This is a genomic window from 'Nostoc azollae' 0708 (assembly GCF_000196515.1).
Classification (GTDB): domain Bacteria; phylum Cyanobacteriota; class Cyanobacteriia; order Cyanobacteriales; family Nostocaceae; genus Trichormus_B; species Trichormus_B azollae.
The window spans coordinates 3,852,410-3,866,577 of sequence record NC_014248.1; the positions used below are offsets into that span (position 1 = coordinate 3,852,410).

General features: G+C 36.9%; 14 protein-coding genes and 1 pseudogene. 8 read left to right on the forward strand and 7 right to left on the reverse strand.

All coding sequences use genetic code 11. The features are described from left to right. The first annotated feature begins 160 nt into the window (after positions 1 to 160). From AAZO_RS18025 to AAZO_RS39135, 3 genes are all read left to right on the forward strand, one after another. Complete coding sequence (locus AAZO_RS18025; RefSeq protein ID WP_013192338.1) at positions 161 to 1,336, forward strand: DNA double-strand break repair nuclease NurA; 1,176 nt, start codon at positions 161 to 163, stop codon at positions 1,334 to 1,336. A gap of 187 nt (positions 1,337 to 1,523) precedes the next feature. Further along, positions 1,524 to 1,763, forward strand: coding sequence for a hypothetical protein (locus AAZO_RS39130; RefSeq protein WP_228371275.1), 240 nt, complete (start codon positions 1,524 to 1,526; stop codon positions 1,761 to 1,763). Between the two features lie 491 nt (positions 1,764 to 2,254). Continuing rightward, on the forward strand, positions 2,255 to 2,410 hold the full coding sequence (locus tag AAZO_RS39135) for a hypothetical protein (RefSeq protein WP_228371276.1): 156 nt from the start codon (positions 2,255 to 2,257) through the stop codon (positions 2,408 to 2,410). A gap of 88 nt (positions 2,411 to 2,498) precedes the next feature. On the opposite strand, the gene ychF is transcribed toward AAZO_RS39135, so the two are convergent. Genes ychF through AAZO_RS18045 form a run of 3 tightly spaced genes read right to left on the reverse strand, consistent with a single transcriptional unit; the run spans position 2,499 to position 4,219 of the window. Further along, the gene (ychF, locus tag AAZO_RS18035; RefSeq protein WP_013192339.1) at positions 2,499 to 3,590 is read right to left on the reverse strand and encodes a redox-regulated ATPase YchF; all 1,092 of its coding nucleotides are present in this window, start codon (positions 3,588 to 3,590) and stop codon (positions 2,499 to 2,501) included. Between the two features lie 39 nt (positions 3,591 to 3,629). Beyond that, entirely contained in the window at positions 3,630 to 3,857 is a 228-nt protein-coding gene (locus tag AAZO_RS18040) for a hypothetical protein (protein WP_187289517.1), read from the reverse strand. 53 nt (positions 3,858 to 3,910) lie between these two features. Beyond that, entirely contained in the window at positions 3,911 to 4,219 is a 309-nt protein-coding gene (locus tag AAZO_RS18045; protein ID WP_013192341.1) for a hypothetical protein, read from the reverse strand. 112 nt (positions 4,220 to 4,331) lie between these two features. Here AAZO_RS18045 and AAZO_RS31240 point away from each other — a divergent pair. Next, positions 4,332 to 5,125, forward strand: a pseudogene (locus AAZO_RS31240) (IS5 family transposase). On the opposite strand, the gene AAZO_RS18060 reads toward AAZO_RS31240, so the two are convergent. Together AAZO_RS18060 and AAZO_RS18065 are read right to left on the reverse strand one after the other, a co-directional pair. Further along, complete coding sequence (locus AAZO_RS18060; protein WP_013192342.1) at positions 5,122 to 5,328, reverse strand: hypothetical protein; 207 nt, start codon at positions 5,326 to 5,328, stop codon at positions 5,122 to 5,124. The pseudogene AAZO_RS31240 and the gene AAZO_RS18060 overlap by 4 nt on opposite strands. Before the next feature lie 22 nt (positions 5,329 to 5,350). Next, positions 5,351 to 5,530, reverse strand: a complete 180-nt coding sequence (locus AAZO_RS18065; protein WP_041641384.1) for a type II toxin-antitoxin system HicB family antitoxin — start codon at positions 5,528 to 5,530, stop codon at positions 5,351 to 5,353. A 194-nt stretch (positions 5,531 to 5,724) separates the two neighbouring features. On the opposite strand from AAZO_RS18065, the gene AAZO_RS18070 reads away from it, so the two are divergent. Both AAZO_RS18070 and AAZO_RS18075 read left to right on the forward strand, forming a co-directional pair. Then, positions 5,725 to 7,191, forward strand: a complete 1,467-nt coding sequence (locus tag AAZO_RS18070) for an aminotransferase class I/II-fold pyridoxal phosphate-dependent enzyme (protein WP_013192343.1) — start codon at positions 5,725 to 5,727, stop codon at positions 7,189 to 7,191. 423 nt (positions 7,192 to 7,614) lie between these two features. Continuing rightward, the gene (locus AAZO_RS18075; protein ID WP_041641388.1) at positions 7,615 to 7,917 is read left to right on the forward strand and encodes a DUF2059 domain-containing protein; all 303 of its coding nucleotides are present in this window, start codon (positions 7,615 to 7,617) and stop codon (positions 7,915 to 7,917) included. 305 nt (positions 7,918 to 8,222) lie between these two features. Here AAZO_RS18075 and trpC read toward each other — a convergent pair whose 3' ends face one another. Both trpC and AAZO_RS18085 read right to left on the reverse strand, forming a co-directional pair. Further along, a complete protein-coding gene (trpC, locus tag AAZO_RS18080; RefSeq protein WP_013192345.1) occupies positions 8,223 to 9,098 on the reverse strand; it encodes an indole-3-glycerol phosphate synthase TrpC in 876 nt (291 codons plus the stop codon). 502 nt (positions 9,099 to 9,600) lie between these two features. After that, positions 9,601 to 9,879: a HetP family heterocyst commitment protein gene (locus AAZO_RS18085; RefSeq protein ID WP_013192346.1), complete on the reverse strand. Its 279-nt coding sequence runs from the start codon at positions 9,877 to 9,879 to the stop codon at positions 9,601 to 9,603. A gap of 1,578 nt (positions 9,880 to 11,457) precedes the next feature. Between AAZO_RS18085 and AAZO_RS18095 the strand changes: the two genes are divergently transcribed. Together AAZO_RS18095 and AAZO_RS18100 are read left to right on the forward strand one after the other, a co-directional pair. After that, positions 11,458 to 13,059, forward strand: coding sequence for a sensor histidine kinase (locus AAZO_RS18095; protein WP_013192347.1), 1,602 nt, complete (start codon positions 11,458 to 11,460; stop codon positions 13,057 to 13,059). Positions 13,060 to 13,114: 55 nt separating this feature from the next. Beyond that, positions 13,115 to 13,984, forward strand: coding sequence for a response regulator transcription factor (locus tag AAZO_RS18100; protein WP_013192348.1), 870 nt, complete (start codon positions 13,115 to 13,117; stop codon positions 13,982 to 13,984). Positions 13,985 to 14,168: the final 184 nt, after the last annotated feature.

A 14,168-nucleotide genomic window follows, 5' to 3' on the forward strand; every position in this document is an offset into this window, starting at 1 on the left:
TAATATCTCTTAATCTTTCACTATTGACAGCATAAACTAATTTGTTGTCATTTGTTAGTGGTCAGTCGTCAGTGGTTAACAATACCAATTCCCTAAGATCAGCATTTCACTAATCCAATGCCAGTAGTCAGTTATTTAAAATACCAATCCCCAATCCTCTATGCTTGATTTGAGAAAATTAGCACGGCAAATCCAGGGTTTAAGTCAACATTTGACTTTAGAAGCTGCTGCGAGTCGTCAGCGTTTGGAGTTGGCACAGGAAAATTTAAAACAAGCGTTTAAGTGTCAACAAGAGTTAATTGAACGTCAGGAAAAATGGCGTGATCGCATTCTCTTTGCTAATGCTACACCGATTGAACCTCTACAAACTTATATTGATATTCCCGTCCCTCCCAAAGTTCATACTGTCATTTCTACCGATGGTTCGCAAATTGCTCCTAATCATCATGAAATTGCGTATTGTTACTTGTTAAATATTGGTAGGGTTGTTTTACATTATGGTCAAAATCGCCACCCTCTCCTAGATAGTTTACCGGAAGTTTTTTATCGTCCTGAAGATTTGTATGTGTCGCATCCATGGGGCATTAGAACTGAAGAATGGATGGGTTATCGCCGTACTGCTTGGGAAATCACAGTGTTAGCAGAATTAGCTTGCAGTGCTAAAACTGAAGCACCAGCTTTAGCGATGGTAGATGGTTCGTTAATATACTGGTTTTTAGATAAACTACCGATGGATGCACGCGATCACATTTTACCCCCTATTCTCGAAGCTTGGCAACAAATGCGAAAAGCTCAAATTCCCATCATGGGTTATCTTAGCGCCTCCCGCAACATCGAAGCTATGAACTTTTTACGGTTTTTAGCCTGTCCCCATCCAGTCCCAGACTGTATCAGTTATTGCCCTAATCAACTAGAATATATGCCCTGTAAAATATTTGAATCTTTGCGAGATACATCCTTATGGGCAACCCAACTCCAACCCGGACAACGCAGTCCCTTATGGCGCAGTAATGCCCAAATTTTAGAATTATACAGCGACCAAATCATTTATTTTTGTTACGTTCATGTTGGTACGGAAATTGCCCGGATTGAAGTTCCGGCTTGGGTAGCTGAAAATTCAGCCATGTTTAACGAAGCACTAGGCTTAATGCTGGCACAAGTACAAAAAGGATACGGCTATCCTGTGGCAATTGCGGAGGCACATAACCAGGCAGTCGTTAGAGGTGGCGATAGAAGCCATTTCTTTGCCCTTTTAGAAAGAGAAATGATCAAAGCTGGTATAAAAAACGTAGGAACTTCCTATAAAGAAGCCAGGAAAAGGGGAAGTATTCCTTAATCATACAATTTTAGATTTTAGATTTTAGATTTTAGATTTGGGATTGTAAAAGACTTACTGCTAATTGCTTTTAGCTTTCCACTAGGTATTAGGATAATTAAAGCTGAGTACCAAAGGTAGCTTCCCTAAGTTTAGTATGATCATAAATCTACTTAGATAAATCAATATGCCGAAATTTCTCAGATTAATGATCACAATAGTAGTTGTAGGTGGATTATTATTAATATCTCAACAGGTTTTTGCACAAACTTGGATACCTGTCCGTGCTGGAATTCCCTTTGGTATTAGTGGGATAGCTTTGATAAACCAGCAAAGCGATAAACTAGATTTTTTAATTGTCCATGATAACAAACAACCAAATCAAGGCAGTTTAGCAATTATTAGTCTTCAAGGTAAAAATCAACCTGAATATTTACCCTTAAATTAGCCAAATGAAAAACTACCTACAGATTTAGAGGCATTAACATCCATTCCAGATACCAAAAATTCTGACTTCATTGCTGTCAAGACTCATGGTAAAGGTTCTAATTTCCAATTAGACTGTAACAAAGAAAGTCTTTCCATTCTCAAAGAATTTGATTTACCGGCAATTACCAAAGATAGCAATTTTGAATCTTCCTGTTTACAAGAAATTGATAATCAATTAATTGCAATTTAGGGACATGGTAGAGAAAGAGAAGAACCAGCAAGAATTTATTGCGGAAAGTTAAATTTAACTAAATATCAAATCACTAACATAGATTCAGCTACTTTTAAAGTAGCATATCCTGGTGGTAACGTTCTCCATATTTGTGATCTGAGAATAGATAATGCTGGAATTGTTTATATTACCTCAGCAAATCATCCAGGAAATAACGGACTATTTCAGTCTGCTGTTTATGTTCCAGGTTATTTAGGATTTTATAGTAATAAAATGGAATGGTGACCAAATCAGCAACTTTTCTCTATTTATCGGGTAAATATCATAAAATTGAAGGTTTAGAAAATAAACCTGGTGCAGCACGAGGAATAACAGTAGAGACAGATGATGAAAATATGGGTGTTTCTGTTTATATGATAGGTGAACAAATGTAGGGTGTGTTAGGACGAAAGTCCGTAACGCACGGTAACCTAAGAATAATGGTGGGTTAGCAATAGCGTAACCCACCCTACTGACTGCTTACTACACATTAAATCTGAATAACATCACATCTCCTTCCTGCACAACATACTCCTTACCTTCACTTCTTACCAAACCTTTTTCCTTAGCACCATTCATCGAACCATGAGTTACCAAATCATTATAAGCAACGGTTTCTGCACGGATAAAACCCCGTTCAAAATCAGAGTGAATGACACCTGCTGCTTGAGGTGCAGACATTCCTGCATTAATTGTCCAAGCGCGGGTTTCTTGAGGACCACAAGTGAAATATGTCCGCAAACCTAAAAGCGCATAAGTTGCACGAATTAAGGATTTTAAACCACCTTCTTTTACACCCAAAGATTCGAGAAAATCAGCTTTATCTTCTTCTGGTAATTCAACTAATTCCGCTTCTACTTGTGCAGAAACAATCACAACTTGGGTACTTTCACGAGATGCAACTTGTCGCACTTGTTCAACAAAATCATTACCTGTTTCTAAATCATCTTCAGAAACATTAGCAGCATAGATAATTGGTTTATTTGTGAGTAGTCCTAAGCCTTTAATAATTGCCGCTTCTTCTTCATTTAAAGTCACTTGACGGACAGATTTACCTTCATTTAAAGCAGCAGCTAATTTTTCCAGCACAGTGATTTCAAATTGTGCATCTTTGCTGGTGCGTGCTTGTTTACGAGTTCTGTCAATGCGTTTTTCAATTTGCGCTAAATCGGATAAACCAAGTTCTAAATTAATGATTTCAATATCTTGCGCTGGGTCTACAGAACCGGCAACGTGAATAATATCATCATTTTCAAAACAACGCACAACATGAACTATTGCATCAACTTCCCGAATGTGGGATAAAAATTGATTACCTAGTCCTTCTCCTTGACTTGCACCTTTCACCAAACCGGCGATATCTACAAACTCAACACGAGCAGGTATAATTTGTTTAGAAGTAGCAATTCTTGCAAGAACGTTTAATCGGTCATCTGGTACTGAGACAATGCCAACATTGGGTTCAATGGTGCAGAATGGGAAATTAGCTGCTTCGGCTTTAGCATTAGCAACGACAGCGTTAAATAAGGTTGATTTTCCGACGTTGGGAAGTCCGACTATTCCGGCTCTTAGCATTATAGATTTTTAGATGTTGATTGCAATTATAAGGATAATTCAAACAGGTTTAGGAATGGTTTGGGGAATTGGACCTGGTACTGTTTGCGGAATTGGACTGGGAACTATTTCTGGTACTGGTTCTGGCAATGGTGGAGGAATGGTTGGTTCTGGTGGAGGTTCGGGATTGGGTACGGGGTTAGGTTGAGGAGTTGGTATTTGCGGTTCAGGTATGGAGATAGCGGTGGGATAAAGCATGGTAAGTTTTGCACGATCCGACTTTCCCAAGCTAGATGATAACTTAAACGACTGACATCTTCCCAAATGGTTATACCGAAATCCTAGCGATCGTGATTTTCCCACAATTCTAATAAACCAACTGTACCGACAAAGAATGTATATGTTCCATATTTGAGGGGGTGCTGATTTTGAGAAGGTGCATAAAAAGCGGCAGTTATTCCTTCGACAAAATGCGCTGAGAGTGCAATATGAGCAATTATCAAAGCGGGAGTTAATATACTTGGGAGTTGGCTGTTAGTTGTTACTGTTTGGATATTCCATATTTCTAAGCCAATTGCACTGGTGATCAGGGGTATGGATATAAATTTCATGATGGTGAATAGTTTCTTTTCTATATCTTTTAAGTTCATGTTGTTGCTCATTATGTTGAGAGGCTATTGATAAAGTAAATGTAAAGGGGAGTAGAAAAGGAATATTGGAAGGATAGGATACATAAAATGTAGTGTATTTACATAGCTCCTAATGGAACGAAAGTCTTACCCCACAGACTTAACTGATATGGAGTGGGAAATCCTGGCCACATTGATTCCACCAGCCAAAGAAGGAGGGCATCCACCCACAACAGATATGGGTGAAATATGTAATGCCATCTATTTTCATTTGAAAACTGGATGTCAATGGAATATGCTTCCAGGTGACTTCCCGCCAAGGTCAACGGTATATAGCTATTACAGGAAATGGCAGGGCCAGGGGGTTTGGGAAAAATTCAACCATACATTGGGTGGTCAAGTTCGCTCGAAATTAGGTAAATGAACACAACCTACCGCGCTCGCCGCAGACAGTCAGTCGGTCAACACTGACCAAAAAAAGGGGATGTGTATGGTTTTGACGGATGTAAAAAGGTAAAAGGAAGAAAGGGGCATACTTTAGTTGATAGCCTGGGACTTGTGTTTAAAGTTGTTGTTAGTGAAGCAAATGCCCCAGAACGAATACTTGCTGCCTATGCACTAATGGAACTGCTAGAGGAACCCACAGAATTATTGGAAAAGGTCCAAGTTTTATGGGTTGATTCCGGTTATGACGGTGATAAATTTGCACTTGCAGTTTAGTTCCTGATTCAAGCTCATGTTGAAGTCATAGGACCTACTGAGCAAGAATTTAAAGTTTTACCACAACCCTGGGTAGTAGAAAGAACATTTGGGTGGTTTAACCAATATCATCGTCTAAGCAAGGATTATGAGCGTTTAACACAAATGAGGGAAGGGTCCATATATGCTGTTATGACTAGAATTATGCTACTTCCTCTTGTCTCCTAAACATTTACTTTATAAATCATCTCTGAATAACGAATGATTTTAGGACTTTGTTCTTCATCAGGAAAATGACAGTGAACAGCATCACGAATCATGACTCGCACTGTTTCTATATCATCAGCTTGAGTAGAAATTGATTGGCCTAATGCTGAGGCTGTATAGCCACCATCTGGATCATCTTCAACGAGAAATACAATTTCAATCATCGGGATATTTTTGAGGTTGAAATTATTGTATAGCAGTAATAGCCATTACACTAGGAGCTAACTTAATTAAATCTGGCTGTAAATACAGTTGAATAGCTTCTTTAATATTTTCCAAAGCTTCTTCTTGAGTGTCACCAGTTGAAGTACAACCTGCTATTTCTCGACACCATAGAGCCCAATCACCTGTTTCTGGATCTGAAATTTTTGTTTAGTGAATAAGCTATATAGTCATAAAAGCAACTCTTTCAGAGTATCATCTGAATTAGCAAAAATAGCTTGAATAGGTTAAAAAATTGACAGTATACTAAGTTGATAGTAGTAATTAAAGTGACACTATACTATTATTCTAAATAATAAAGCTTATCAATCAAATATAAATGTTTTCTTTCCGCAGAAATGCTCAATCAAAACCAAACCCCCCTCATAGATGCCTTAAAAGTCTCTATCTCTCGTCCCCACGCACCATTCTACACCCCAGGACATAAACGGGGTGCGGGAATTTCGCCTATTTTAACCGATTTACTAGGTAAAGAAGTTTTCCGTGCTGATTTAACAGAACTTGCAGAATTAGATCACCTCTTCACACCTGAAAGCGCAATTTTAGCAGCACAAGAATTAGCGGCAGTGGCTTTTGGTGCGGAAAAAACGTGGTTTTTAGTTAATGGTTCTACTTGTGGAATTGAAGCTGCAATTCTCGCTACTTGCGGTATGAATGATAAAATTATTCTGCCGCGAAATGTGCATTCTTCGGTAATTTCTGGATTAATTCTTTCTGGTGCAATTCCTACTTTTATAAATCCCGAATATGATCAAGACTTAGATTTTGCTCACAGTATTACACCGGAAGCTGTAAAAACAGCATTAGCAAAATATCCTGATGCAAAAGCAGTGCTGACTGTTTATCCTACTTATTACGGTGTTTGTGGAGATTTGAGTGCGATCGCACAAATTACCCATCAACATCACATTCCCCTCATTGTTGATGAAGCACATGGGGCACATTTCTCTTTTCATCCTCATTTACCCACATCAGCTTTAACCGCAGGTGCAGATTTAACCATACAATCTATTCACAAAACCTTGGGTGCAATGACACAGGCATCAATGTTGCACATCCAAGGCAATAGAATTGATATTGATAGATTAAATAAATCCTTACAGTTAGTTCAATCTACAAGTCCCAGCTTTATTCTTTTAGCTTCCCTTGATGCCGCACGTCAACAAATGGCTATCAATGGGGAATGGTTGATGTCTCAAACTTTGCAATTAGCTGAAGCAGCAAGAAGTCAAATTAGCCAAATTCCTGGTTTATCAGTTTTAGAGATCCCCCCAACCCCCCTTTTTAAGGAGGGCTTTGTGGATTTAGATCAAACACGGTTAACTATTAATATTTCTGAATTAGGTTTAACAGGGTTTGAAGCTGAAGAAATTCTCAATGAAATGGGTGTTACCTCAGAATTTTCATCCCTACAAAATATTACTTTTATTATTAGTTTGGGTAATATTTGGACAGATATAGATGCATTAGTACAAGGATTAAAAAATTTGACTCGGATACCACAATTGACAAGTCAGTACAAATTATGTAAATATACAAACGATGCTATGATTAGCCTTAATATGTGCATTTCTCCCCGTGAGGCTTTTTTTGCTAACAGTGAAATATTGCCTTTGGAGAAAACGGAAGAAAGAATTTGTGCAGAAATTATTTGCCCATATCCTCCAGGAATTCCTGTATTAATGCCGGGAGAAATCATTACAAAATCGGCTTTAGAATATCTGCTACAAATTCAGTCTTTGGGAGGATTTATTACTGGTTGTATGGATACAAGCCTCCGCAGCGTAAAGGTCATCAAAACCTAAGTTCTAATTAATCTAGATAATGTAAGTTGCGAATTAGCAGTATAGCTTACTCGACGTTCCCCTATCAAGAGGTAATGGTTCCCTTATCAGATAAAAGGCAGGATATAAGTATTAACTTTGTCCCTTACATACTGAGATTTTTGTAACTAGTAACTTGGGTTTGATATGGAAATCACACATTCTTGGAAAGCAAAATTTATGAAGATAACATTTTTAACCTCATTGGTGCTAATTTCACTTATAACAGATGTAAGTTTACCAACTTTGGCTTAAATTCCAGTTTAAGCTCCCACTCATCGAAATGAACTTGCTGCTAATCCTAAAGACACCGAAAAAATTAATAATATCAAGAAATTATTAGAAATAACAGGCGCAAGCAATCTGACTCAACAGATATTAAATTATATTAACTTATTAACTCAAATGTTAAATTCAAGCAAATCTGAATACCCTCAAGTACCAACAAAATTATGGGATACTTTTGCTGCTGAACTCAACCCAGATGAGATGATAAATGAATATATTCCTCTATATGATAAATATTTCGCCAATGAGGAAATCAAAGAAATCATTGCCTTTGATGAAACACCAATAAGACAAAAAACTTTGGGTGTAACTCCTCAAATCACTCAAGATTCTACACCAATTGGGATCAGATATGGCGGAGGAGCTGCCCAAAGAGCTTTAGAAAAATCAAAATCTGAAGGATATATTCACAATCTTTAAATCATAAACAAAAATAATCAAATAAAAGGGTGGAAATTCCAGTGGTATATAAATTTGTACCTCATTTACCTGCAATATGCTATAAGTTATCAGATATAAGCCATCAGCTAATATAGGAGTCATATTTTAGTTTTGATACCTTGCGTGGCGTAGCCATACAAAATTTAGTACAAGTGAATCCTCTGAAACCCTTTTGCCTATTGTCTTTTGCCTGCCTACACAAGTAAATATGGCTTACGCCACCCTGAGCTATCAGTAATCAAGTCGGATTCCGATATTACAGTGTACTGATAACTGATAACTGTTTAAACTGCTTTTTTCACCAGGTCTTTGTAAACAGGGACATTGGGTTTAATCAGACTACGCACAGCTTCCTCTAAGTTTTCTTGTTGCAGTAAAGAATCTCCCATTAAAACTGCATTCACACCAGCATCAGCCATGAGAGATAAATGATCAGATGTCTCAATTCCTGACTCACTAACAACCAAAATCCCTAAATTTTGCAGATGCGATCGCCTAGCTGCCATTAATTGCTGAGTTGTGCTAAGATTCACACTAAAATCTTCTAAACTGCGGTTATTAATTGAGATAATGCGAACATCTTCTAACTTGAGTAAACGATCTAATTCAGTCAAGTTATGGACTTCCAAAATAGCATTCATTCCCAAGTAATGAATCACCCGCAAAAAATTATTGATTTCCTGATCTGTAAGAATAGCAGCGATTAATAATACCGCATCTGCACCTGCTGATCTTGCTAAATAAATTTGGCAAGGATCAAGAATAAAATCCTTGCATAACAGAGGTAAAGCTATCCGATGCCGGATAGTACGCAAATGGTCAAAACCCCCCTGAAAAAACTTTTGGTCAGTAACAACAGATATACAAGTTGCTCCACCACGTTCATAAGACTTAGCCATCGCTAATGGATCAAAATCTAGACTAATTATATCTTGATCAGGTACCGATCTTTTCACCTCTGTAATCAAGCCAGGTTTGTGAAGACTCTGCTGCAAAGCACTAAAGAAATCTCGTACAGTGGGAGCAGCAGTTAATTGACGTTGTAAAGACGCAAAAGACATTTCCTGCTGCATTTGTGCCACTTCCAGCTTTTTTTGCCATACAATCTCTCTGAGTATGGGTTGCAGCCGACTATTATAAATAGTACCAGGGTAAATCATGATGAGAAGGGATTAACGACTAAAAATTAATACTGATTGAAAAGGAAAGAAATGCACAGATAGATACAGCAGATTGCAGATTAATGAGGTACAGAATCTAAATTGAAACCTACACAGCAAGAGAGTTTTACTCCTGACTCCTGACTGCTGCTGTAGCACCCCTCCCAATAAAAGGATGACAAATAGGGAGAGTGGGGTACACCAACCTTTTTTGAACTGATATAGAAGGGAATAGAGAACTCTTCAGGAGTATCCCAACTTTGCAAAAACATCGCAAATTGTCATTCTGTATTCCTTCAGGTATGGCCAACACTACGCGTGAACGTGCAGCGTGCCGAAGGCATTGCATAACGGGATGAAGCGTATCCCTGTAAACTTACACATTTGGGATGCACCCGAAATCTTCACAAGCCTGAAAGTCTTTTGGTGTTTGATAACGCAGCATAACGTTAGCCATGTTTTATAATTACTGTATGTTCTCACATACCTAGCAACTGCTATATCAGAAATGAATCCAATGTGACTTAATATCCAACATTTCTACCTCTTTTTTAGAAGTTTGATTTTGCTGAGAACCACCCAAAAGGCAATTATTTTTGAGTAATCTGATATAAGTACGGTAGGGTATATAGTCAATTGGGTTATGTCCAGAAAAACGCAAAAGTAAAACACAAGCCCAGGAATACTTACCAGCTATAATTGCTTTGACTATTTGTTCTATTTGTTCGGTGTTAATCTTTTTAGTGACTTGTCTATTATCATCAGCAATATTTTGGCTCATAGTATGCACTCCTATGTGTAACTAAAGAACTAGTACCGCCGTGAATTAAAAATGCTTCTTTCAGAAGAGCAAAGCTAACAAAATAGTGCTTCCAGCAGGCTGCGCCAACAAAATTCAAAATGTATACAGCGTGAACTTGTCAGAGATTTGGAATGGTTGGTTTATTTACGCCGTACTGTACTAGTCAAACAATTTTGGATTTTAGATTAACTGTAAGCATTCAGCTAATGCCTAACGGCACGCTACGTGAACAGCCATCAGTAGTCAGCTTTTTCAGACTAACGCCAAAAATACCTATTTGATAATTAACCTATTTCTCAAACATTCTGACTCCTGACTCCTGACTTCTGAATTCTTACGATTAACTGTACCAACTCTTAGGATGTAGCTTACTTTTGGAAAAGCAATACCGAAACACCTCAATCCAAAACCTAAAACCTAAAATTGTTACGGTAAATAGCTAATAAGCATTTTCAGCAGCTTGCAAAATTCTCAATACAGACTAAGTAATGGTAAACAAAACCGATAAAATTACCAGATGAGACAAAGACAGATTTAAGAATCATCCAATATAGATGTTTTTTTATTAAAAGTAGGGGCTGATTTAACCAGGCCATACAACATTTTTATTCACCTGATAGACATTTAACTAAATCCGCCCCCACAGATTAACCGTGTTGCAGAAGCAGCTTCTTTTTTAAGCCTACTCAAAGTTCAACTCTGGATACATGAACTATTTTTCGATCGACTTGTCTATTTTTTCGGTGTTGATTTTTTTTGATTATCCTTATCTCTGAGAGGCTGGATTTTTCACTATCTTCTCTTGAATGTCTTTTGCCCCCTAGCTCCCTGAAATCCCACTTAATTGGGGGGATATACTCTGAGATTTCACTCTGGTGGCAAGAGAATTTTTTCATGTAGACAATACAGAAATTCAGAATTAATCTATGCTTCCTGGAAGTTACAATACTTCATGAATAACTGAGGAATACCATAGATAACAAACCCAAAGACTTTCAAGTAATTTATTTGTGTTTCTCAACACATACCTTCTTAAGAATTTATCTATCTATAGTCAGATATGTAGTTATATTCTGGATATTGGTTAATAAAAACATATTTCCTAAGAAGGATGACTGACCATCTTTATATATAGTTGAATGCCTTGAATACTAAACTCAAACAATTCAATAAAATCAGGAAAATTTATCCTTCTTATATAGGACAGTTTCAGTGTAAAAACTGATCTAAAGTTAACAAAGAGTTGATTATGTTTGGGAATATTTTCCTGAACCTATATCTGCAGCATCAGGTTAATAATCGGCAGATATTGACCTAAGTATTATCTGTGATTTTACAGAGTCGAAATTTTCATATCGATTTTTTAACCGAAAAATCACTTGAAACAAAAAAAGTTGCATTCTTATATGCAAAAAATTGAAGTTATGATTTTTTTATTGCTAAAATCATAATTATTCAATTTTCCTTTTAAATTAATTGTATAATCTTGATTCAAGAGGTAATTATCAACTAAATACTGGCTACAAGAAAAACTAATTATAAGGAGTACATAGGGATATGAATTCTGGCGATTCCGCGTTGGAACCATCAAATTTTAAATTGACTTACCAGCCAGGAGTAGAGTTAAAATTTGCTGATTTTCTCATCAATCTAGTTAGAGATGCTGCATTTTGTTTAGGAGAAAATGCCCAACTTCTTTATGTCAATAAAGCCACCTGCTGCCTAACAGAATATTCCCGTGAAGAATTACTTTCCATGAAAGTACATGAATTAGATGTAGATCTTTCATTACATAACTGGTTACAGCTATGGCAAAATCTGAAACACCTCGAACACGATTCTTTTAAGTCCCGCTATCGCACAAAGGGAGGAAGAGTATTTTTAGCAGAAGTCAATCTGAGGTATATAAAATACCAAGATATCGAGTTTGGTTGTGCGTTTATTCAGGACAAAGGTGATGGATTAATAGACTTGAGCATTCAAGAATGGACTGATGACGGCAGAGAAATCAAAAAGAATTTACAACAAGAATTGACTGTTATTCAACCTCAACATATTGATACATTACTCCATCTGAGAGAATCTAGATTTCGCTTTTTGCTAGAATCTATTAATGCTAGTATTTTTTTGATTCAAGGTACACAGATTTCCTATGTAAATCCTGCTGCGGAGTTACTGACTGGGTACACGAAAACAGAATTATTAACAGGTTTTGATTTGAACCAAGTAATCAAGAGTAAAAAATCACACAATTCTCCAGCAAATAACTCTGAATATCAGGAGATAAAAATTCTGACTAAAGATGGTAAAGAACGATGGTTAGTTGGTGTGATGGCTCGCTTAAATGGGGTGATAGATTTTCATGGTCAAGAAGTTGAAATATTGACGGCTATTGATATTACCAATTACAAATATGTAGAATCTGAATTGTGTCAGACGTTAGAAAAAACAAAACTACTCAGCGAACTGAGAGCGCATCTTGTAGCTATAGTTTGTCACCAATTTCGTACACCACTAAATGTTATTTCTTTTTCTAATAGCTTGCTCAAACGACATATAGATAAATGGGACGAGGAAAAGATTCTCCCGTTTATTAAACATATTCAAATAGGGGTCGAACAAATCAACCAGATCTTAGATGATATTTTATTCTTAGCTAAGGCTGAATCAGTACAATTTAGTTTTCAACCAGAAGTAATTGATTTAGTTGAATTCTGCCAAGATTTAATCTCCAAAATGTTGATAATTAATAGTGAATATCATATTAATTTTGACAGTCGAGGGAACTGTGAAAAAGTATGGATCGATAAAAGATTGGTAGAACCGATTGTGAATAATTTACTAGAAAATGCTATTAAATATTCTCCCATTGGGAGTGTAGTAGAATTAAGAGTTGATTGTCATGAAGGGGAAGTAATCTTTCACGTTAAAGATCAGGGTATTGCTATTCCAGAAGAAGATCAGAATAGACTTTTTGAGCCTTTTTATCGTGGTAGCAATATTGATAAAGTTCCTGGTCATGGACTGGGTTTATCTATTGTTAAAACCCTGGTTAATTTACATGGAGGTCAAATGAGAGTAGTAAGTAAAGTTGGTGTAGGTACTACATTTACTGTGGTACTTCCATCCGTTCCCTATTTGTATCCTGAAAGTTCTTAATCTTGAACACAAATTTTGTTAATCATTCCCTGATAAAACTTTTATTGGTTACAAAATGATGCGCGAATCGTCAGAAAAAATTCTTGTAATTGAAGATGATGCTACCACTCGCCATCTCTTCATAGACGGTCTTGAGGCTGAAGGTTTTGTTACTATAGGATCAGAAAAAGGTTTAGTTGGTATCCAGAAAGCACAAGAGCATTTACCTGATTTGGTAATTTGTGATTTAATGATGCCAGATATAGATGGTTACAGTGTTTTAACTAAGTTGCGTCAAGATCCTCTCACTGCAATTATTCCTTTTATTTTTCTCACAGCTAGTAACACTAAGACATCTATGAGAAAAGCTATGGAGTTGGGAGCAGATGATTATTTGAGTAAACCTTGTACTGTAGATGAGTTGCTAAAGGCGATTACTATCCGACTAGAAAAACAAGCTATCTTTCAAAGATGGTATGCGAATAATTCTCAATCATTATCAGAACTAGCTGCTAAATCAGAAAATTCAGAATCAATTTTTCCTAATCTTCCCCACCTTCAACAAGTTTTCGACTATATTGAGCGTCATTACCATCAAGGAATTACTTTGTCTGATGTGGCGGAAGCTGTTGGTTATTCTTCTCCTTATTTAACGACTCAAGTAGCGAAACAAACGGGAGAAAGTGTGAATGTTTGGATTGTTAAGCGCCGCATGGCAGCAGCGCGGACATTACTGAAAAGCACCAATCAGACAGTTGAAGAAATTGCTATGAAACTAGGCTATCAAAATGCTTGTCATTTCTCTCGTCAGTTTCGTCAACATCATGGTTTATCTCCCACTATTTGGAGAAAAGAACATCAATCATGTCATGTTGCTCAAACTACTAAGCTGCAATTAATTAAAAATCGCGCTCAATTAGTAAATCCTATTCCTTTAACTAGTTAAGAGGATGTTTTAAAACTAGAGGGTACGTATAACTTGTCATTTTGACCGGAACGTAGTGGAGGTAAGGATCTCGATCTTTCGTCAATTTATGAGATACTAAAGCCTACGGCACGCTCCGCGAACATTTCGCTCTCGCTACATACCCTGTGTAAAGCAAGCTACAGTATGACATTTTAGACTTTTG

Coding starts and splice junctions, on each gene's coding strand:
- AAZO_RS18060 (WP_013192342.1), bottom strand. CDS start 5,328: ATGATTGAAATTGTATTTCTCGTTGAAGATGATCCAGATGGTGGCTAT.
- trpC (WP_013192345.1), bottom strand. CDS start 9,098: ATGATTTACCCTGGTACTATTTATAATAGTCGGCTGCAACCCATACTC.
- AAZO_RS39130 (WP_228371275.1), top strand. CDS start 1,524: ATGATCACAATAGTAGTTGTAGGTGGATTATTATTAATATCTCAACAG.
- AAZO_RS18070 (WP_013192343.1), top strand. CDS start 5,725: ATGCTCAATCAAAACCAAACCCCCCTCATAGATGCCTTAAAAGTCTCT.
- AAZO_RS18100 (WP_013192348.1), top strand. CDS start 13,115: ATGATGCGCGAATCGTCAGAAAAAATTCTTGTAATTGAAGATGATGCT.
- ychF (WP_013192339.1), bottom strand. CDS start 3,590: ATGCTAAGAGCCGGAATAGTCGGACTTCCCAACGTCGGAAAATCAACC.
- AAZO_RS18045 (WP_013192341.1), bottom strand. CDS start 4,219: ATGAACTTAAAAGATATAGAAAAGAAACTATTCACCATCATGAAATTT.
- AAZO_RS18075 (WP_041641388.1), top strand. CDS start 7,615: ATGTTAAATTCAAGCAAATCTGAATACCCTCAAGTACCAACAAAATTA.
- AAZO_RS18095 (WP_013192347.1), top strand. CDS start 11,458: ATGAATTCTGGCGATTCCGCGTTGGAACCATCAAATTTTAAATTGACT.
- AAZO_RS18085 (WP_013192346.1), bottom strand. CDS start 9,879: ATGAGCCAAAATATTGCTGATGATAATAGACAAGTCACTAAAAAGATT.
- AAZO_RS18025 (WP_013192338.1), top strand. CDS start 161: ATGCTTGATTTGAGAAAATTAGCACGGCAAATCCAGGGTTTAAGTCAA.
- AAZO_RS39135 (WP_228371276.1), top strand. CDS start 2,255: ATGGTGACCAAATCAGCAACTTTTCTCTATTTATCGGGTAAATATCAT.